This is a genomic window from Roseivirga pacifica (assembly GCF_900111145.1).
Lineage (GTDB): Bacteria > Bacteroidota > Bacteroidia > Cytophagales > Cyclobacteriaceae > Roseivirga > Roseivirga pacifica.
The window spans coordinates 129,647-149,226 of the sequence record NZ_FOIR01000004.1; the positions used below are offsets into that span (position 1 = coordinate 129,647).

The window sequence follows — 19,580 nt, forward strand, 5'->3', positions numbered from 1 at the left end:
CAGGCCACTGAAAAGCGACCTTGAAAACCATCTGCCCTTTCGGGCAAATGATCTATATTTTCAGTCTAGATTAGACTAAAGAGTTTTCTTTGGAATTGATGTTCTCCGATACTACTTGACCATCGAACAAGTTGATTACTCTGTGTGCGTACTCAGCATCTGTTGCAGAGTGAGTTACCATAATCACAGTAGTTCCACCGGCATTCAAATCGCTCAAAAGCGTCATTACTTCTTGACCGTTTGTTGAGTCTAAGTTACCAGTAGGCTCATCGGCAAGAATTAGATTAGGCTGTGCTACTACCGCTCTTGCTACCGCTACCCTCTGCTGCTGACCACCAGACAATTGTTGAGGGAAGTGGTCTTTTCTATGCATAATCTGCATTTGCTCTAGTACTTCTTCTACTCTCTTTTTTCTTTCTGAAGCAGGGAATTTCAAGTAGATCAAAGGAAGCTCTACGTTTTCATAAACAGTAAGCTCGTCAATCAGGTTAAAGCTCTGGAATACGAAACCAATGTTTCTTTTTCTTAGCTCTGCTCTTTGTCTTTCAGAATATTTTGAGACCTCTTCATCGTAAAAAAAGAACTCTCCTTCAGAAGGATTGTCCAATAGACCAATAATGTTTAGTAAGGTTGATTTACCACAACCAGACGGCCCCATCACTGCTACAAATTCACCCTCTTTAATTTCAAGGTTTACGTTGTTAAGTGCTGTAGTCTCTATTTCATCTGTGTAATAGAACTTCTTCAGCCCTTTTGTAGTGATTAGATTCTTGTTGTTTTCCATGATTTGATTGTTAATAGTTGTTATGAATTAATTAGTTATTTCTTGATTACGAGTTTATCCTTGTCATCATACCCATCATAAGATGAAAATATAACTTTTTCTCCAGGTCTCAAGCCTTCTAGCACTTCGTAGTGTCTTGGAGTCTGGTTTCCGATGCGGATATTTCTTCTAACTGCCTCTGATTCATCTTCATTTAGTACGAATATCCAGTTACCACCAGTAGTTTGGAAGAAGCTACCACGAGGTATCTGAATAGCGTTTTTCTCTTCGCTAAGCTGTAGCCTGATAGAGATGGTTTGTCCTCTACGAACGCCTTCAGGAATTTCTCCTATCATTTCCACCACAAATTGTCCATTGATGATCTCCGGGAATTTTTTTCTAATCTCTAAGCTATAGGTTTGTCCCGCAAAGTCATAAGTACCTACCAAGCCTTCATAAACTCTTGGCAAATAATGCTGATCTACATTTGCAGAAATCTTAAAACCATCTAAATCATCTATCTGTGCAATGGTAGTTCCTTGTCCAATAGACTGTCCAATTTCAGCATTTACAGTAGAAAGCAACCCATCAATCGGAGCCGTTACCCAAAGATCATTAAGCTGACCCCTAACAATTTCCAAACTCTCTTGAGAAGTCACCAAACGCTGTTCGTTTTGCTTCACTTGAGTAACTGAGTTTATAGAATCAAACTCCATTTGCTTTAGGGTATTCTCTCTAGTAGCAAGAAGTCTGTTGTATTGCCTTTTCGCATTTAAATATTGCTGTTCAGTTGCTACTTGATCCTTGTAGAGCTGTTCAGTTCTCATTAACTGATCTTTAGCCTCATCAATATCAAAATCCAACGTAATTACCCGTGCCTTGGAATTAAACAGGGACTGCTGTAATCCATTGTTAGTGTTTTCAATTTCGTTTCTCAACCTATTAGTTTGTGTCTGTTGGTTGATGTAACTCATTTCAAGACTACTGTTTTCTAGTTTTAGAATTGTATCTCCCTTTGTTACAGCAACCCCTCCTTCTAAAAGTTTTTCTTGAACATTTCCTCCCACTTTGGCATCTAAGAAAATAGTGGTTTTAGGCTGAACGGTACCCTCTATTGGAATATACTCTTGAAATGGCCCTTCTGTAACTGCCGCTACACTAATTTTATCCAACTCTACATTAAGCTTCGAAGAATTGTCTGCTAAAACGAATACATAGAGTATTAAAAATAGTATTGCCCCAATTCCCACTACAGTGATTATTCGTTTGGGGGTAAACTTACTCTTCTTGATTTTTCTATCCATGTTATTAAGGTCGTGTTTTCTAATCCGCATGCCAGATGACAACAAGGATGCCACTTTTATAAAAACCTTATAATCAACCTAATAGACTACAATCACATATTAATGGTTGCATCAAAGTGTACAGAATTAAAACAACACCTGATCGGAAATGAACACTTTTTAAGAGAGAGAAGGGGTAGACCAGAAAAGTATGGGCATAAAAAAAGGCTCGATTTGGTCAGAATCGAGCCCAAAGGTCAAAAACTCAAAATATCTGAATTAATATGCAATTAATTCAAAACAACGAGTGCAATATAAGCACATAAATAACATCTGCAAAATATCGATAGTTCATTCAATCAATATTTTACACGAAAAGCAGGAAATATATGTAGGCACTTGCTTTAAGCAAATTCAAACTTCATTTCGTCATATTGACACAATGACAATAGTCCTACTTCTTATCTAGTCAGCCGGCATAAAAACTGTTCGATTACGTTCATATTTCATCTCAATACCGTACAGCGTTAAACAAAAAAACACTATTTTGAAGCTGTATATGCAGTTGGCACCATTTAAGCATACCAACCCATTATTAAATTAACTACCGTGGATAAGGAACTAGGCAAAATATTAATTATAGATGATGATGAGGATGTGTTGATAGCAGCAAAACTTTTGCTAAAAAAGCACGCCAAGGAAGTTATAATAGAAAAGAACCCTAAGAAGATTCCGTTTTTGATGAACAACGGAACCTACGATGTAATCCTGTTAGACATGAACTTTAGCAAGGATACCACTAGTGGTAAAGAAGGGTTTTATTGGTTAGAACAAATCTTGGAAGCCGATCCTCAAGCCGTAGTAATTCTAATAACAGCTTTTGGTGATGTTGAAATGGCCGTAAAAGCACTGAAAGAAGGTGCCACAGACTTTGTACTAAAGCCATGGCAAAACGAAAAACTACTAGCTACGCTTTCTGCAGCCATCAAACTCAAGCAATCATACAAAGAGGTAAGCAAGCTAAAAAGCGCTAAAAAACAGCTTGAAGACGATATCAATAAATCGTTTAAAGACATTATTGGCGATAGCCCCGCCATGAAGAATGTGTTTAGCATTATAGATAAGGTGGCAGGTACCGATGCCAATGTTTTAATTCTAGGAGAGAATGGTACTGGTAAAGAGCTAGTAGCAAGAGCCATTCACCAGCGGTCGCTGCGCAAAGACAATGTTTTTGTGGGAGTAGATATGGGCGCCATTACCGAAACACTCTTTGAGAGTGAATTATTCGGCCATAAAAAAGGTGCCTTTACCGATGCCAAAGAAGACCGTGCCGGTAGGTTCGAAGTGGCCTCTAACGGATCTCTGTTTTTAGATGAAATAGGCAACCTAAGCATGCCCTTGCAATCTAAGCTACTTACCGCTTTACAAGGCAGGCAAGTAACCCGTATTGGAGCAAATAAGCCAATAGATGTAGACATCCGTTTGATCTGCGCCACCAATATGCCGGTTTATGAAATGGTTTCTGAAAACACATTCCGCCAAGATTTATTGTACAGAATCAACACAGTAGAAATTCATTTGCCACCGCTTAGAGATAGACAAGGCGACATTGAACTGCTTGCCAGTCACTTTGTAAAAGTTTATTGCGATAAGTACAGAAAACCAACAAAGAAGATTGCTCCTTCCACCATGAAGAAGCTAGAGAAATATGCTTGGCCCGGAAACATCAGAGAACTTCAGCACGCCATAGAACGTGCCATTATCATGAGCGATGGTCAGGCACTAATGCCAGATGACTTTTTCTTTTTGGTACAAAAAGCTGATGCAAATACCGAGGCTAGCGACAACCTTAACCTTGACGATGTAGAAAAGAATGTAATTCTGAAAGCCATCAACAAACATTCTGGCAACATAAGTAAGGCAGCCAAAGAGCTGGGCCTTACCCGTGCCTCTCTTTATCGCAGACTAGAAAAACATGGGCTTTAAGAATCTTCGCCTCAACATTGTACTTCGGGTAATTGGGCTTACCGTTTCAATAATTGCGCTGGCATATGTTATCTATTCCAGCAGCAATCAGGTAAACATTGTATTTCTGGGCATCCTGATTGTTGTTCAGCTGGCATTGCTGCTGCGTGTGCTCGACAAATCGAACCGCGAGATAGCCAATTTCCTCAGTTCAATCCGCTATGATGATTTCACGACCACCTACCCTACCTCGGGCAGAGGTAAATCCATGAATGAACTCTATAATGAGTTTAACAATGTGATTAGAAAGTTTCGTGAAATCCGTGCCGAAAAGGAGGCTAATTATCATTACTTCCGCACCATTGTTCAGCACGTAGGCATTGGCTTGGTTACGTTTAATAAGCTCGGAGACATCCAGATTATTAACAGCGCAGCCAAAAAACTCATTGGTATAGAAAACATCAACAATATTTTTGAGCTGAGTAAAGTCAGCCCAAAGCTGGTAGAATCGCTGGTAAAGCTCAAAACAGGCGGTAGCGATTTGGTCGAGATTTCGGTAGAAGGCAGCCGCATTCAGCTGTCCATCTATGTAATTGAACTGGTGCTTCGTGGCGAAGAATTCAAGCTCGTTTCCATTCAAAACATTCAAAGCGAATTGGAAGAGAAGGAAATGGAAGCCTGGCAAAACCTGATCCGCGTGCTTACCCATGAAATAATGAATTCGGTTACACCAATTTCATCCCTAGCCTCTACTGTAGAGGCCAATTTGGTTGATAACGTAGAAGATGATGTACCGATTGAAAAAGACGAGCTGGAAGATATCTATTTGGCACTTCAGACCATTAAGAGACGTAGCGCTGGCTTGATTAGATTCGTTTCTGATTTCAGAAACCTCACTAGGATTCCTGAACCTAAACTGCAGGAAATTGAAGTAGCAAAAGTAATGGACCACATGAAGGTGCTGTTAAAGCACGACATGGACATTCGTGGCATAAATGTTTCGCTAAAAATCACACCAGAAAACCTGAAACTAAATATCGATAAGGAATTAATAGATCAGGTACTCATTAACATTCTGCAAAACGCCATACATGCGCTTGAAGAAAACGAAGGTGAAAAACACCTAATTGTTAATGCATTTTTGAACGAATTCGATCGCCCAACCATTACCATTAGAGACAACGGTTCGGGCATTGATGAGGAAGCACTGACCAAGATTTTCATCCCTTTCTTTACCACAAAAAAGCAAGGATCGGGTATTGGGCTAAGCCTTTCTAAACAAATTATGCGTAAGCACAGAGGCGCTATTAGTGTTAAATCTGTGATTAATGAAGGAACCGAATTTACCCTAAGATTTTAGAAATTTTCAGGAAATAAACTATCTTCCAAAAACCATCTAATTCATATTTATTATGAGCGAAATCCAAGAGCAAATCACAAACATTTTGGTTGAAAAAATTGGAATTGCACGCACAGAAGCCACACTAGATGCAAACTTTATAAAAGACCTCGGAATAGACTCGTTGGACTACGCAGAAATTGTGATGGAATTCGAACAAACCTTCGACATTCGCATACCCGACAACGATGCCGAGCGCCTTCAAACCCTTGGGCAGGCAGTGGAATACATTACCGAGAAAACCAGCTAGACCTTCAAGTATTACTTTAAGGTTAACTACTGACAATCAAAGCTTTCGAATAGTAGCATTCGCATAAAACAGCGGTCATTATTGGGTTAAACGCCAAAAGTATATTGTGCTTAACCCTTACCCCCAAATACCCAGACCGTGAAAAATGAGTGCAAAACTATCGTTATATCGGACGTACACCTCGGAACCAAAGGTTCTAAGGCAAAAGAGCTCGTGCGATTTCTTAAGCAGTACAAGTGCAAAAACCTTATTCTTAATGGCGACATCATTGATGGTTGGCAGCTGAGAAAGTCTGGCAAATGGAAGCGTAAACACACACGATTCTTTACGCGCATTCTAAAAATGATTGAGGATGAAGGCACAAAAGTGACCTACATTCGTGGCAATCATGACGATTTCTTAGATCAGATCTTACCATTTAAAATGGGTAACCTGAACATTGCCCGCGACATGACCTACGAGTCGAATGGCAAGAAATACTACATCGTTCACGGAGATATATTCGATTCAATCACCTCTCAGTTTAAGTGGATTGCCAAATTAGGAGACATTGGCTACACCTTCTTGCTTTGGCTAAACCGCCAATACAATTACCGCAGGCTTAAAAAGGGACTACCCTATTACTCTCTTTCGCAAAAGATTAAGGGTAAGGTAAAACGTGCCGTAAAATACATTGATGATTACGAGAGCCAGCTGGCCTCCATGGCACGCTACAAAGGCTGCGATGGCATTATTTGTGGCCACATTCACCAACCTGCCAATAAGCAGATTGATGGAGTGCACTACCTCAACTCAGGCGACTGGGTAGAATCTATGACCGCCCTAATTGAGGACAAAAATGGAGAATGGAGCCTTGTTTACTACTCTGACTCTGATCAGAAAAAAGAAAAAGACAAGAAGGACAATGAGGACGATAAAACCATTGACCTGAAAGACTACTTTCAAAAAACCAACTTTTCACCAAACACAGAAGTAGGCTAACGCTTATGAAAATCATGTTCATTATTCAAGGCGAGGGTCGTGGCCACATGACACAAGCCATGGCTTTAGAGCAAATGCTAAAATCAGCAGGCCACACCGTGTGTGCCATGGTTATTGGCTCGAGCAAACGCAGAGAAATACCTGCCTATTTCAAGCAAAAAACCACTGCTCCTATTCATCCAGTAGAAAGCCCCAACTTCTTTTTTGACGCAGAAAACAAGTCGATCAATCTATGGAAGACCTTCTACAGAAACTTTTTGAAACTGCCTGTCTTTGCTCGTGAAGTAGGTAGAATCAACAAATTGGTAAAAACACATAAGCCTGACGCTATCATTAACTTTTATGATATGCTCGGAGGTTTCTATTTTCTGTTTGCCAACCCCGATGCTAAACGCATAGTGGTGGCGCACCAATACTTGGCCAGCCACCCTAGCTTCCCTTTCGCAAAAGCCAATAAATGGCAAAAACGCATGTTTTTGCTCAACAACTTTCTTACCTCAATGAATAGCCATAAAAAACTGGCGCTTTCATTCGACTATTTAACTTCACATCAAAAAGACCTGAGCGTTGTCCCCCCCCTTTTGCGAAGCGAGATAAAAAACTTAGCACCTACCTCTGAAGGACATATTTTAGCCTATGTTGTAAACAAAGGCTATGGTGATGAAATTCTGAAATGGCATGAGCAGAATAAGAAGATTAAGATCCACTGCTTTTGGGACAACAAGGAACACCCAGACGAATGGTCGCCTAGAAAAAACATTACTTTCCACCACCTAAACGACCAGAAGTTTTTAACCTACATGGCCAGCTGCTCGGGTTACCTATCCACTGCCGGATTCGAATCGATTTGCGAAGCCATGTACCTAGGCAAACCCATTATGATGGTGCCGGTAAAAGGGCAATACGAGCAAGCCTGCAATGCATTGGATGCTGAGCGCGTGGGGGCAGGAATAGCCGCCAAAAAGTTTAAGCTTGGCAAACTGTTAACCCTTATAACCAAGCACAGCGCTTACAAAACGGATCAATTTCATAATTGGCTGCATATGGCAAAGCCAATGCACATTAAAGAAATTGAAGCCTTTGTACCCGAGCAAAGTAAAAGACGGGTGACCTTTTTTAGAACACCATTTTGGAAGTCCATTAAAAGAAAATTAAACCCTCAGACGCTTTTCCAGTCACCTGAGCTTGATTATCAGCAGCCAGCACAGTAGTGTGCAAAGCCAAAACAGCATCCATTTCATGGCTATTCTTGGGTTCATCAAAGCTATTGAAGCTTAAAACAGGCTGTAGGATCTGGAGCATTTGCACGTAGTCAGCTTCTTTCTTTTTATAATTGAACTGTTCAAGGTGAAGTCTTTTTGCTGTTGAGGCCGGATAAACCTCAATAAGTTTAACCCCTTCACCTTCCAACGCTGCTTTCAGCTTGATGGCGCGTGCCGTTAACCCACCCAAAAACATAGGCGACATGGCTCTTAATTCCTTATCACAAGCCCTATAGAAGTACTCCTTAGATTCTCTACCAGAATAAACCTCTGGCAATGAAAGTGGTGCATCAATACCGGCAAGGTTAACTTTATTTGCATGCAAAGTCTTAGAAATAAAGGCATCAGCATCTCTATTCTTCAATGCACTAAACAAGTGTAAATGCCCATTAACCACAATGGCAATAGCAGTTGTGCCAGCCATTTTGCTGCCGTAATCAATTCCCGCAATCACATTCACTTGTTTTACCTGTTAATGTTCTTTGTTTTGTAATCCAGCTTACCTTTCTAGCTCCCTAATGGAACTGATACGACAGCAGACTGTTTAATGGCTTAAACCTAATAGAAATGGCAACAAAGAAATTAACATTAGAAGATTTTAAGAATAACGTATTTGACTACGAAAACGAGAAAGAGTGGAAATTTAGGGGTGATAAGCCTGCTATAATTGACTTTTATGCCGACTGGTGTGGGCCATGCCAAATGGTAGCTCCTATTTTCGAAGAACTCTCTAATGAATATCCAGATATTGACATTTACAAAGTTGACACCGAGGCCGAAACAAAGCTTAGTGGTATGTTTGGCATTCGCTCTATCCCAAGCATTTTGTTTATTCCAATGAACAAACAACCGATGATGCAAGCCGGTGCCCTACCTAAAAGTGCTTTAGAAGATGTGATTAAAACCGAGCTATTGATTTCGGAATAAGAGACTTACAACATCAAAAACATTATATTAAGGAATGAAACACACATCATTCCTTTTTTTGTGCCTCATTATTTTGAGTTGCTCAAAAGAAAGCACCAAAGAAAAACTACCCGAAGAAAAACCCAATCAGGTTGTCCTGATTTTTAAGAACCCTCACTCGCATAATTCATTTAAACTTAAGAACGGTTCCTCCACTTATAAGCCATTAGCTAAAAATGGGAAAGAGATTACTGCTATTGATACTAACTCCGTACTTGAAAGGTATCGCTTTGAGATTGGAGCTGAATCCGATACAGTTATAATACCCACCAAACTAGAAGTACTCGAGGTTAAACTACTCTACAATGCCCTTGACAGACTTACCTACTTTTTTGCAAAAGGTGATACCGTAATTATAGAATACGATGGGAATAAACCACATGCCACAATTCTTAATCGCAATACGAATAATAGCTTAGTTAATATTGAAATGAAAGTTCGAGACAGTCTTTTCAACTCAACTTTCCCTCCAAGTGTTGAAATTTCAAATTTTATGCTAATGCATACGGAATGGTTAGAATTAGAAAGTCCAAAGCCTTCCTTTCAAGAATACGAGAAAACCTATCAAAAGAAGAAAACCCAAGATGTGGATAGAGAATTCATGTTCCTGATTAACAACTTCAATAACTCACAGGTTTATTCAAAAACCGACAGTCTTATCAAACAAGCTGCGCTTTCAGAGTTATACTGGAAAGCCAAAAATTATCTAAAATCTATCGAAACAATCGGCCAACTGGAACAAAGCACCCCTATCAAACAGTTCGTATCAACTTTTGAAAACAACCTAAAGCAGAAAACTAATGAGATAGATTGGATCGAAAGATCAATGGCATATCAAGGAATTTTGCATTCAAGTGTATTTTCAGAATTCGACTATGAAATGATTGAACGTAATGGTAAAGGAGGAGGTTCTAGAACGCCTAACTATATAGCATTATACGACTCAGTAGGTAAGTCGACACTCTATTCTGAAAAAGAAAAAAAGAACTTACAATTTAACTTATTAGAGCAAATTTTAATGAACGGTAACACCTTTACAATAGAAGACAGACTCAGGTACTTAACCAAATTTAGAAATGCTTTTTCAGATGATGCTTTAACCAACAAGCTAATTTCTAAATACAACATTAAATTTGAAATAGACGATGCGCTAGAGTTAATAGACACCAAGGGAAACAAACTCAACTTAAAAGAACTTATTGCCCAGCACAACGGAAAAGCAATATACCTTGATTTCTGGGCGAGTTGGTGTGTCCCATGTATCAAAGAAATGCCAAGCTCCCAATCTCTACAAAAAACACTTGCAGACCAAAACATTGAATTCATCTACTTATCTACCGACCGAAAAGAAAAACCATGGTCAGAAGCCATTGCCAAACACCAATTAAACACTGGACTGCATTACAGAATAACGAATGCCGATAACTCCAAAACCATGGAAGAACTGGCTGTTCAATTTATTCCTCGTTACATGATCTTCGACAAAAATGGAAAGCTTGTAAATAATGATGCCCCACGACCAAGTGAGCAGGAAAAGTTGATCCAGGAGTTCAATCGATATTTGGGGCAACAGTAAACTTTCTACTTATTAGCTGTGTTGCTAAAAACACATTAATATTGCCCTTATGCTAACTTGGATTGACGTAATAAAATTCACCAACAATGGTAACCCAGCTCCAGACCGAAGAGTAGAAAAATCTGAGGAAGAATGGAGAGAAATACTCACACCTGGTCAGTTTCAGGTTGCCCGATTAAAGGGAACCGAAAGAGCTGGAACTGGTGAATTTTGCGAACGTCATGAGCCGGGGCTTTACGGCTGTGTTTGCTGTGGCACCCCCCTTTTCGATTCACGCGTAAAATTTGAGTCGGGTACGGGATGGCCGAGCTTCACCCAACCAGTTAAGCAAAATGCTATTAAGTACGAAAAAGACACCAGCTATGGTATGGTGCGCGTAGAGGTAATGTGCAATGTGTGCGATGCACACCAAGGGCACGTTTTTCCCGATGGGCCTGAGCCAAGCGGCCTACGATACTGCGTTAACTCAGCTTCCATGCAATTGCTCGAAACAGAGCGTAAAGAAGCTACACTTGTACTAGGTGGTGGCTGCTTTTGGTGTACCGAAGCTGTTTTTCAACGTGTTAAAGGTGTGAAGTCAGTAGTCTCTGGCTACGCTGGCGGTATGATTAAAAACCCAACTTATCGTGAAATAACGACAGGAAGGACTGGCCATGCCGAGGTAATCAAAATTACCTACGATAAAGATCAGGTCGGCCTTGCCGATCTGCTACGCATATTCTTTACAACACACGACCCAACAACACTTAACCGACAAGGTTACGATGTTGGTACGCAGTATAGGTCAGTCATTTTCTATCAAGACGAGCAAGAGCAAGCTATAGCTGCCCAAGTAATGGATGAAATGGCACAATATTTTGACGACCCAATTGTAACAGAGCTAAGCCAATTTATGGCATTTTATGAGGCGGAAGATTATCATAAAGACTATTACAACCAAAATGAAAATGCGCCATACTGCACAGCCATTATCTCTCCTAAAATCCAAAAGTTAAAAGCACAGTTCACGGGGTTACTTAAGCCAGAAGTAGAGCGCTAAAGGCGGAGGTAGTTATCAGTTATCAGAAAGAAGGTAATCAGATTAAATTCTTGAGCTACAATTTTGGGGTTTGATTTTGCTAACACAAAGCATCAGTTTAAAACATGCTAGTAGCAAAAGAAGCTAATCACTACTCCTAATCACCTCAAACCTTCTTACCAACTCATTACCTTGTTGGTCGGTAATGGTGATGGTATGAGGGCCTGCGGCAGGACTTAGTTCCATCGAATGCCGCGTTTCAGTAGTGCCCAAGTACTGATTATCTAAATGCCAATAGAGAGTAGCATCAGCGCTTCTGTGCGTTACCTCAAACACCAACTGACCTTGGGCACCATCCTGCTCTATTGGTAGGTATAAGCTGGCATTCGGCTCTGGGTAGACCATATCCATCACCCATAAATCTGCGGTTCCACAGCCAGGTGCCAAAGGTGGCAACTCCTGATATGCTGGATTTCTTTGCTTAAAATAGTGCGCTTGCTTTGCGGGCAACACAAACCAATTCTTGCTTATCAATTCATCACCCTCAGCACAATTGGTGTTTATCCGCTCAGTTTCTCGCGCATTCAAATGCACCCTTTGATGGTATGGACTGGCAGCAGTTCTCAAGCCAGCTTTTGGAATAAAAACAGTATCTACTGCAATGGAATATGGCGATGCCAAATAACCGCTTTGTCGGTCTACCGCAGCCATAGTTAGTTCATTTCTTGGCGGTAAAAACCAGCTTGTTTCGGGCAGCGCATCGAAAATATCGAACATAATTGGCGCAGCGGCCTCTATGCCCGTTAACCCTGGTCTACCTTCGCCATCCGCATTGCCCACCCAAACTGCCACCACGTATTCAGGGGTAGCGCCAATGGCCCAGCCATCTCTGTAGCCAAAGCTGGTTCCTGTTTTCCAAGCGATCTTTCGAGCGCTGGAGTACATCTTCCAAGAAGCATCCTCTTCTGGCCGATAAACTTCTAGCATGGCCTGAAAAGTAAACCAAACCGATGCAGCCGATAAGCTGGCCTTTATAGGCTCTTCTTTTCTAGAGTTTGAGTGAACACCTTCATTATTCAAAACAAATTCAGCAAACTTTTCATCGGCTTCACCACTTCCCGATAGCGTTCTAGACATAGCCGCATACATATTGGCCATATCCCAAAGTGTCCCTTCTGCCCCACCTAAAACCAGTGTCAGCCCATAATGCCCCGCGGGTTTACTGAGCGTACTCATCCCTAAATTCCGCAGTTGCTCATGAAAGCGTGGATAGCCATACATTTTCAGCAAATGCACCATTGGAATATTCAGCGAACGAGACAGTGCATCATCGGCATGTACAGCACCATCATACCTTCTGGTGAAATTTTTTGGCGCAAAATCTTCAAAGAACATCGGTACATCAGGCAGCAATGTTTTGGGCAAGATCATCCCTTCATCGAGCATACTCGCATACAAAAATAGTTTTAGGATGGAACCAGTGCTTCGCGGAGCCTGAATTACATCCACATTTTCTGCGTGCTCAGCACCAGTATGTGGCACATTGCCGGCATAAGCCAGAACTCGGTTGGCCTTCACATCAAGTACTAGGGCAGCCGCATTATGAATACCATCCGTTTTAAGCAAAGCATGATGCGCCTGCAAAACCTTATTTACTTTAGCTTGCAAATACCTATCGAGCGTGGTGCGCAAATGCTGACCTTTATAACCATTTACACTCGCATAGCCTAGCAAGTGATTGGCCATTTGAGGCAGTTCGTTTGGTGCCAAAGGCAGCGGTTCCGACTTGGCCAGCTCCAAAGCAGTAGCATCCAATGCACCCTTCGCATAGAGCCTTTCTAAAAGCCTATTCCGTTTTGCCATTAAGGCTCGTTCATATCGGCCAGGAAAAAGCATAGAAGGCTGGTTAGGCAATACTGCAAACAAGGCCGCTTCAGCCCAAGAAAGTTCAGCAGGTTGCCGCTCAAAATAGCGCCAGGAAGCCGCAGACAAGCCAACCGTGTTCCCTCCAAATGGCGCATGCGAAGCATAAAGTTCTAATATTTCGGTTTTGGAATGCCTGAGTTCTAACCTAGTGGCAAGTACTACTTCCACCAGTTTTTCCCAAATGGTTCTCGACTTACCCTTGCGATGTAAGCGAATAACCTGCATGCTTAAGGTGCTGCCTCCACTCACTACATGACCTGCACGCAGGTTTTGCACCATGGCGCGACCAAACGCTAAAGGATCTACTCCCGGATGCCAGTAAAAGTTTTTATCCTCGAAGGTAATTACTGCTTGGATGTACTTATCGGGCAGCGCAGTTTCTTCAGGGAAACGCCATTGGCCATCATCAGCAATTCTGGCAGAAAGCAAGTGCCCCTCCGCAGTGTTCAGTACTGTGGCATAAGGATCTTCAAAAAGCGTTTTAGGTAAGCAGAAATAATAGGCTACACTCAACACAAACAGTGCAGCCAATATTACTTTGCGATATTTAAACAGCTTCTTTTTCACTTAACACCTAAAGACTAACATTCCTTTGAAAATGGGAATAGTATCTACCTCATCTTATTCTAATTCACTCTTTCTACCCTTACCCATTTACCCGCAGTTTGCGCATTTACGGTATTATCGTACATGGCTTCTACATTTACAGCAGGCAGGTAGAATCTGCCAGAATAGGTAGCATTCAACATCACTTTAAAAGTCTTACTTTCACTAGGCTTCAAGTCAAAATAAGTCATCACCCTATCATCGCGAATGTCTTGATAGTCAAAATTGGTCGCTGTAGAAGCTCCAGGCACTTCATTAAGTCGTTCGTTCAAAATCTCCCAACCTGAAGGGAAAATCTGGGTCAGTGCTAGGTCCTCATAAATGCCTTTAGTACCTGAATTGTAAACGCTCACTTCAGCAACTAAATCTGTTCCTTGCGGCAGACTGTTCACGTTTAGTGCATTTCCATCTCTGTCGCTATAGCTTACGGTTAATCGCAAACCATTAGCCGCTGGCGCCTCTTGGCCGGCCAAAGGTTGCCCTTGCTGAATCGCACGCACAAACAGAACTCCATTCCCGGTATTGTTTACTGAAAGCTCATTCGGCTTATCTCCATTCACTGGTACATCTACCAACAGCATCGACTTGGCTGTTTTTACCGTCTGCTGCGCGGCTGCATCAATTGTATATGTAGCATCCATGCCGCTGCCAACCGTATTGGCATTGGCAAACTTCATTATAGCCAATAAAGCATAAGCCGTAGTCTGCGTGCTCATCCAGCGATCTTTGCTTAGTTCATTGGCAACATTGCGCAACAACTGCAAGCCTTCTTTCTGCATGCCAAGCAGGCCGAGTGTTTCTAAAACCATCGCCTCATCTCGCACCTGAGAGCCATAATAATAGTAACGATTTTTTCTGGTCAGCGAAGTTGGCAACTGTTCGATCAACTCTTTGGCAACCGCAGCCCTGCCTGTAAGCGCATAGGCTGCAGCGAGCCTCCACTTAGCTTCTGTGCTTAACTTTTCGTCTTCGCGCAGGCGGTTCATAGCGCCCAGTTCTGGAGCTTGTGCCTTGGCCAACGTGTATAGGCGATAGGCCTGTAGTAAGTCATCATTATAGCTGCCATTTCTGCTCCACCTGCGCGCTGACCTACTTTGAAAACGCTTCCAATTATTCAATAGGGCTGAAGGGATTCCATAACCCTTGTCTTTTGCTTCAAGCAAGAAATGACCCGCGTAATTTGTTCCCCACGCATTGTCATCGCTTTGACCTGGCCAGTAAGCAAAACCTCCCTGTCCTGTTTGAAAACTTCCAATTCGATCGATAGCAGCCATTACATTTCGCTTGGTTTTTTCCTTCTCAGTAGCGTTCAGTTCGGTCAAATCAGACAAGAATAACTGAGGAAAAACCGCTGAAGTAGTTTGTTCAATACAGCCATGCGGATAGCTCATTAGGTAAGCTAAACGCTTGCTCAAATTAAGTGGTGGCAAGGTAGAAATCTCCAATTTGGAAACATTAGTACCCGCCATACCTACTTGATCCAACTGTTGCGACCAACTTTGGCCAGCTTGTAAGACTGCCTCTGTTACCCGAGTCACCACTGGGTTAGGGTTACGCACCTGAACCTCCACCTCGTAGTGCGCAGTTTCTCTACCCGAACGCACTTCAACCGCAATTTTACCTACCCCTATTTGCTCGGCTACTTTTAGGTCAAAGTCAATGTTCTGATCTCCTATCGCATCAAAGGTTATATTCTTTTGGGTGCCATCTGTGGCGGTCAATAAACCATTGGTCTCAATGCTTACCTCCACATTTTTCACATTGCTCTCCATGGCAAACACATTTACCGGCAGTTTAAATGTTTCGCCCGGGCCAAGTACCCGTGGCACAGTGGCCAGCACCATTAGTGGTTTGCGCACAGGTGTGGCTTTCTCTGCCATACCATAAGCACCATTGTCCCCCGCGATGACCATAGTGCGCACCGAACCCACATAATTCGGCATATCGAAGCTGTGTTCTGCGGTTTTACCTGCTTCCAAAGTAAACGGACCGAGATGTTTCACAACAGGTTTAAAACGGTTGGCCTTGGCATTTTCTGGGCGAGCAGCCGTGCCATCACCACCGAGTGCCAGTAAGCGAGAAAGATCACCGTTGAAAGCCCCGATCACTTCATCGTAAACGTCCCATGTATTTACGCCTAGCGCTTGCCTTGCAAAGAAGGTCGCCCAAGGATTCGGGGTTTTAAAGCCTGTAATATCCAAGAGTCCTTCATCCACCACCGCGATAGTGTAGGTCATGGCTTTACCGTTTTGCTCGGCAACTTTCACCTTCACTTCCGACTCTGGCGCAAGCACATTGGCCATAGTAATTTGCGGGCTGAGTTTAGAGTTTTTATCACTTACATTGATTGGCACAATACCATAAAGGCGAATAGGCAAGTCATTACGCGTTTGCCCATGTGGCTGCAACAAAGTGACATTTACATAGGCATTAGGCAGCATTTCTTTGGTAGTCTGAAAAGTGAAATTATTATCGCCCGGCTTAGTTTCTAACCAAAAAGACTCAACTACTTTGCTTCCATTTTCCACGCTAATCAATGCTCGGCCTTGTGTATTAGTGGGAATCTTTAAGGCTACTTTTTCGCCTACTTCGTAAGATTCTTTGTCGGTGGAAAAATTCAGCATTGACGCACCACCCGGACGGGAAGCCTCTGCCCAACCCGGCCAATCGAAATATGTGATCTCTCCAGCCGAATGCCCAGAGCTTAAATCGCGCACTCTGATGTAATAGCGCCCCCAATCTTCCTTCGGAATGTTCACTTTTACCGAAGCACGGCCGTTTTGCGTTTTTACAGCCTTGCTCAAGTACGGGCTTTGGTAATTACGACCAACATAAGAGGCCAAATTGCCAGAAGAATTATCCCACCACCAGCGCCAGTTGAGCTTAAACACCTCAAGCACCATGTTGCGAGAACCCGCAATCTTGCCTTCCGCATCAACCGATACAATGTTCATTGTGTGGTCTTCGTCAGTTAAAAGCTGCCCTCTTTTATCACCTTCTGGTTTTCTAATTCCCACAAAGTAATCGTATGGTAAGTACGGCAAGCTAAACTGGTTGATGCTAAAATCACCGCCTGGCTCAAATACCTTCCCGCTGAAAGTAGCCATGAGCATGCCGGGTGCATTCGCTTGGTCGTTAATACTAAAGTTAACCGCAGCATATCCCTTGTCATTTACTTCTCCGCTAAAAATAGTCGCTCTATCGCTATAGAATTCTTTCGACTTATCGTCAAAAACATAGTTTTCGTATCCCTTAAAGGTTGTTGTAGTCGGGTTTAAATAGAGGTCAAATTCTGCCTTAAGATTTCGGGCAGGAGCACCGCTTAGCCACTTTACGTTCAAATCACCCGAAACGCCTTTATCGGCAGTGGTAATTCGCTCCTTATCAAACTTCAAATCAATCTTTAGCCTGTTCGGTTTTACCGTTTCAATTTTTACGCGTTTGGTAAATTCGGTACCTCCAACTTTCACCCTTGCCAACCAGTTGCCAGTAGGCGCCTGATTGTCCGTTTTGGTTGGAAAATGGTAAAAACCATTGAGCGAACCATTACGCACTATGCGCTCTTTCACTGTACCAGATGGGTCGAGTAATTCGAATATTACCGGATGATCTTCCGGAAGATTATCATCTTTGTCTTCTAAAATAAAATTGAGGTAAATATCATCTCCTGGCCTCCAAACGCCTCTTTCGCCATAAATAAAGCCCTGTACACCACGTGCAACCCTAGCACCACCAACATTGAAATTACTAAGAGAAAGCGCCTTACCATCTGTAAGTTTCAGGTATCCCTTTTCTACTCCACGAGTAACCACTAGCATAAACGGCTTTCTCAGCAAGTCCACGGATACTTTACCTTCTGCATCAGTTTTCAATGTCTCAATTGCCTCTTGTTGATAGTCCACAACCTCCACGGTTGCATTGGCAATTGGCTGTGTAGTTTTAAGGTCCGTCACATAGGCATTCAACCTTCTATCTTCTCCAACTTTGGCAATTACCCCAAGGTCTGATGCCAAAATATTGGTTGAGACCATTCGGTTATTGTTCATGTAATAAGAGTCGTGGCATGGGTTGTCGCGCTCGCTCCAGCTATAGCCATTGCCATAGCTATATGTGTAATAGCTGTCGTAAGAGCCGTATTCGGAGCCATCGTAAGTGGCCCAGTCGTCTGCAGGCATTTCCGCATCATTAATCAGTGCTTCTGGTGACTGTCCATCGCACTGATAAAGTGCATAGGCTCTGCGCATATCTAGCCTTACTTGATAAATGGCGCCAGGTTCGGTTTTGGTTAGTCGGGCTAAATCGAGAGTAAAGCGATTCCACTTGGTAAGGTCCATTACATTCGATTCGTCCAATAGTACACGCTGCTGCAGTACAGGTCTACCGACTCTTCGCAACTGCTCGCCTCCACCTAAATCATTTGTTTGTAGAAATTGAACTACGTTCTTTTCAAAAACCTGAATTACGGTTACATCAACCGCTCGAAGATTAATAGCCTCAAAGGGCAAAACCAAACCATCGGTACTCGGCAAAATCACCCCGTTGTTAAGTAAACGAACTTCAGGATTGGCCTGAGAGAAAGACACCACCTGCGAGAACTCATTTTTCATTCCGAAAGCCAAGCGGTTTTTAATGCCTGGAAACACAGACAACCTCTTTTCGCCATTTAAGGTGGCCGAAGTATAGAGTTTCACTTCATTACCCGAAATTGAAAACACCGGGTTCGCATCATCTTCAATGGTTATAAGTCCGCGCAGATCTTGGTTCTCGTCCAATGGGTCCGAAAAACCAATTAGCACATACGGATCTCCTTGCTTTACAACACGGGCATTAATCACCTTAAAGTCGTTTAAAGAAGGAATATTTACTTTGCCCGAACGACTTCTAATCACGCCAATTTCTTCCCCGTTAAATCGATAACTTACCTCGGAAGCCGTTTCTTTTCTTTCTACACCTTCAACATAAAACTTATGGTTAACACCTGTTGCTTGGTCGAATACCCAGTTTACTTGTAATGATTTGCCCTCTTGTTCAAACGTTAACGCTTGCTTAATCTTTGCGCTATCGGCAAAGTCTGCTGTCTGCAGTACACCTTCAATTGTTTGCCTGCGCATTGGCTGCTCGGCATCGCTTACTATGTTGGTTACCTCCAAGTCGAAGTCCTGATCGATTACTTCTACCTTGAACTCGAAAGGGCCAAGTTCTTCTTTGGTTTCTATGCCTAGTTTCTTGAGGTCTAATTTACCAATGTAGCTCTTGCCGCTTTGTAATGGAGCCGTAGGAACAAACTCCAAAGTGCGCGCTGCCACCCAACGGGTTTCACCACTAATACTTGGCGAAAAAGATAAAAAACCAGTGTTCTGTTGCTGCTGGTTTGTCAATGGCTCGGCAAACTGAATACTAATAGCCGAACGGCTGGAAACCTTACCTGTGGTATAAGCCGAAATGTACTCATTGTATAACTGGTCGGCTTGCTGATTGAGCACATTAGCAGGCTTTTGTTTGGTACTGCAAGCATATAGCAAGCATAAAATACCGGCTAATAAGCATAGACGAAAAGAAGATTTTTGCATGACTCGATGGACAAT

The 19,580-nt window shown here is 42.4% G+C and carries 13 protein-coding genes; 8 read left to right on the forward strand and 5 right to left on the reverse strand.

Annotation, left to right across the window (positions count from 1 at the left end; genetic code table 11):
* Positions 1–70 precede the first annotated feature (70 nt).
* Positions 71–784 (reverse strand): ABC transporter ATP-binding protein, encoded by a 714-nt coding sequence (locus tag BMW98_RS17695; RefSeq protein ID WP_090260381.1) that lies wholly within the window; start codon positions 782–784, stop codon positions 71–73.
* 35 nt (positions 785–819) lie between these two features.
* Positions 820–2,067: an efflux RND transporter periplasmic adaptor subunit gene (locus BMW98_RS17700; RefSeq protein WP_162844611.1), complete on the reverse strand. Its 1,248-nt coding sequence runs from the start codon at positions 2,065–2,067 to the stop codon at positions 820–822.
* Between the two features lie 588 nt (positions 2,068–2,655).
* Here BMW98_RS17700 and BMW98_RS17705 point away from each other — a divergent pair.
* From BMW98_RS17705 to BMW98_RS17725, 5 genes are all read left to right on the forward strand, one after another.
* Entirely contained in the window at positions 2,656–4,032 is a 1,377-nt protein-coding gene (locus BMW98_RS17705) for a sigma-54-dependent transcriptional regulator (RefSeq protein WP_090260384.1), read from the forward strand.
* The gene (locus tag BMW98_RS17710; protein WP_090260386.1) at positions 4,022–5,371 is read left to right on the forward strand and encodes a sensor histidine kinase; all 1,350 of its coding nucleotides are present in this window, start codon (positions 4,022–4,024) and stop codon (positions 5,369–5,371) included. Before BMW98_RS17705 ends, BMW98_RS17710 begins: the two co-directional genes overlap by 11 nt.
* 52 nt (positions 5,372–5,423) lie before the next feature.
* Positions 5,424–5,660, forward strand: a complete 237-nt coding sequence (locus BMW98_RS17715) for an acyl carrier protein (RefSeq protein ID WP_090260388.1) — start codon at positions 5,424–5,426, stop codon at positions 5,658–5,660.
* Positions 5,661–5,798: 138 nt separating this feature from the next.
* Positions 5,799–6,641 (forward strand): UDP-2,3-diacylglucosamine diphosphatase, encoded by an 843-nt coding sequence (locus tag BMW98_RS17720; protein ID WP_090260389.1) that lies wholly within the window; start codon positions 5,799–5,801, stop codon positions 6,639–6,641.
* 14 nt (positions 6,642–6,655) lie between these two features.
* On the forward strand, positions 6,656–7,852 hold the full coding sequence (locus tag BMW98_RS17725) for a glycosyltransferase family protein (protein ID WP_162844612.1): 1,197 nt from the start codon (positions 6,656–6,658) through the stop codon (positions 7,850–7,852).
* On the opposite strand, the gene BMW98_RS17730 is transcribed toward BMW98_RS17725, so the two are convergent.
* Complete coding sequence (locus BMW98_RS17730) at positions 7,782–8,357, reverse strand: DUF429 domain-containing protein (protein WP_139177663.1); 576 nt, start codon at positions 8,355–8,357, stop codon at positions 7,782–7,784. The two genes, BMW98_RS17725 and BMW98_RS17730, sit on opposite strands and share 71 nt — an antisense overlap.
* Before the next feature lie 113 nt (positions 8,358–8,470).
* Between BMW98_RS17730 and trxA the strand changes: the two genes are divergently transcribed.
* Genes trxA through BMW98_RS17745 form a run of 3 tightly spaced genes read left to right on the forward strand, consistent with a single transcriptional unit; the run spans position 8,471 to position 11,484 of the window.
* Positions 8,471–8,830 (forward strand): thioredoxin, encoded by a 360-nt coding sequence (gene trxA / locus BMW98_RS17735; protein ID WP_090260395.1) that lies wholly within the window; start codon positions 8,471–8,473, stop codon positions 8,828–8,830.
* A 34-nt stretch (positions 8,831–8,864) separates the two neighbouring features.
* Entirely contained in the window at positions 8,865–10,445 is a 1,581-nt protein-coding gene (locus BMW98_RS17740; protein WP_090260397.1) for a TlpA family protein disulfide reductase, read from the forward strand.
* Positions 10,446–10,494: 49 nt separating this feature from the next.
* Entirely contained in the window at positions 10,495–11,484 is a 990-nt protein-coding gene (locus BMW98_RS17745; RefSeq protein ID WP_090260399.1) for a bifunctional methionine sulfoxide reductase B/A protein, read from the forward strand.
* 123 nt (positions 11,485–11,607) lie between these two features.
* Here the strand turns inward: BMW98_RS17745 and pbpC are convergent, their stop codons facing one another.
* Together pbpC and BMW98_RS17755 are read right to left on the reverse strand one after the other, a co-directional pair.
* Positions 11,608–13,956: a penicillin-binding protein 1C gene (gene pbpC, locus BMW98_RS17750; RefSeq protein ID WP_090260400.1), complete on the reverse strand. Its 2,349-nt coding sequence runs from the start codon at positions 13,954–13,956 to the stop codon at positions 11,608–11,610.
* A 59-nt stretch (positions 13,957–14,015) separates the two neighbouring features.
* Positions 14,016–19,565, reverse strand: coding sequence for an alpha-2-macroglobulin family protein (locus BMW98_RS17755; RefSeq protein WP_090260402.1), 5,550 nt, complete (start codon positions 19,563–19,565; stop codon positions 14,016–14,018).
* Positions 19,566–19,580: the final 15 nt, after the last annotated feature.

Bases quoted from the DNA above. Each gene is read 5' to 3' on its own strand.
- BMW98_RS17695 (WP_090260381.1), bottom strand. From the start codon at position 784: ATGGAAAACAACAAGAATCTAATCACTACAAAAGGGCTGAAGAAGTTC.
- BMW98_RS17700 (WP_162844611.1), bottom strand. From the start codon at position 2,067: ATGGATAGAAAAATCAAGAAGAGTAAGTTTACCCCCAAACGAATAATC.
- BMW98_RS17710 (WP_090260386.1), top strand. From the start codon at position 4,022: ATGGGCTTTAAGAATCTTCGCCTCAACATTGTACTTCGGGTAATTGGG.
- BMW98_RS17715 (WP_090260388.1), top strand. From the start codon at position 5,424: ATGAGCGAAATCCAAGAGCAAATCACAAACATTTTGGTTGAAAAAATT.
- BMW98_RS17725 (WP_162844612.1), top strand. From the start codon at position 6,656: ATGTTCATTATTCAAGGCGAGGGTCGTGGCCACATGACACAAGCCATG.
- trxA (WP_090260395.1), top strand. From the start codon at position 8,471: ATGGCAACAAAGAAATTAACATTAGAAGATTTTAAGAATAACGTATTT.
- BMW98_RS17740 (WP_090260397.1), top strand. From the start codon at position 8,865: ATGAAACACACATCATTCCTTTTTTTGTGCCTCATTATTTTGAGTTGC.
- BMW98_RS17745 (WP_090260399.1), top strand. From the start codon at position 10,495: ATGCTAACTTGGATTGACGTAATAAAATTCACCAACAATGGTAACCCA.
- BMW98_RS17755 (WP_090260402.1), bottom strand. From the start codon at position 19,565: ATGCAAAAATCTTCTTTTCGTCTATGCTTATTAGCCGGTATTTTATGC.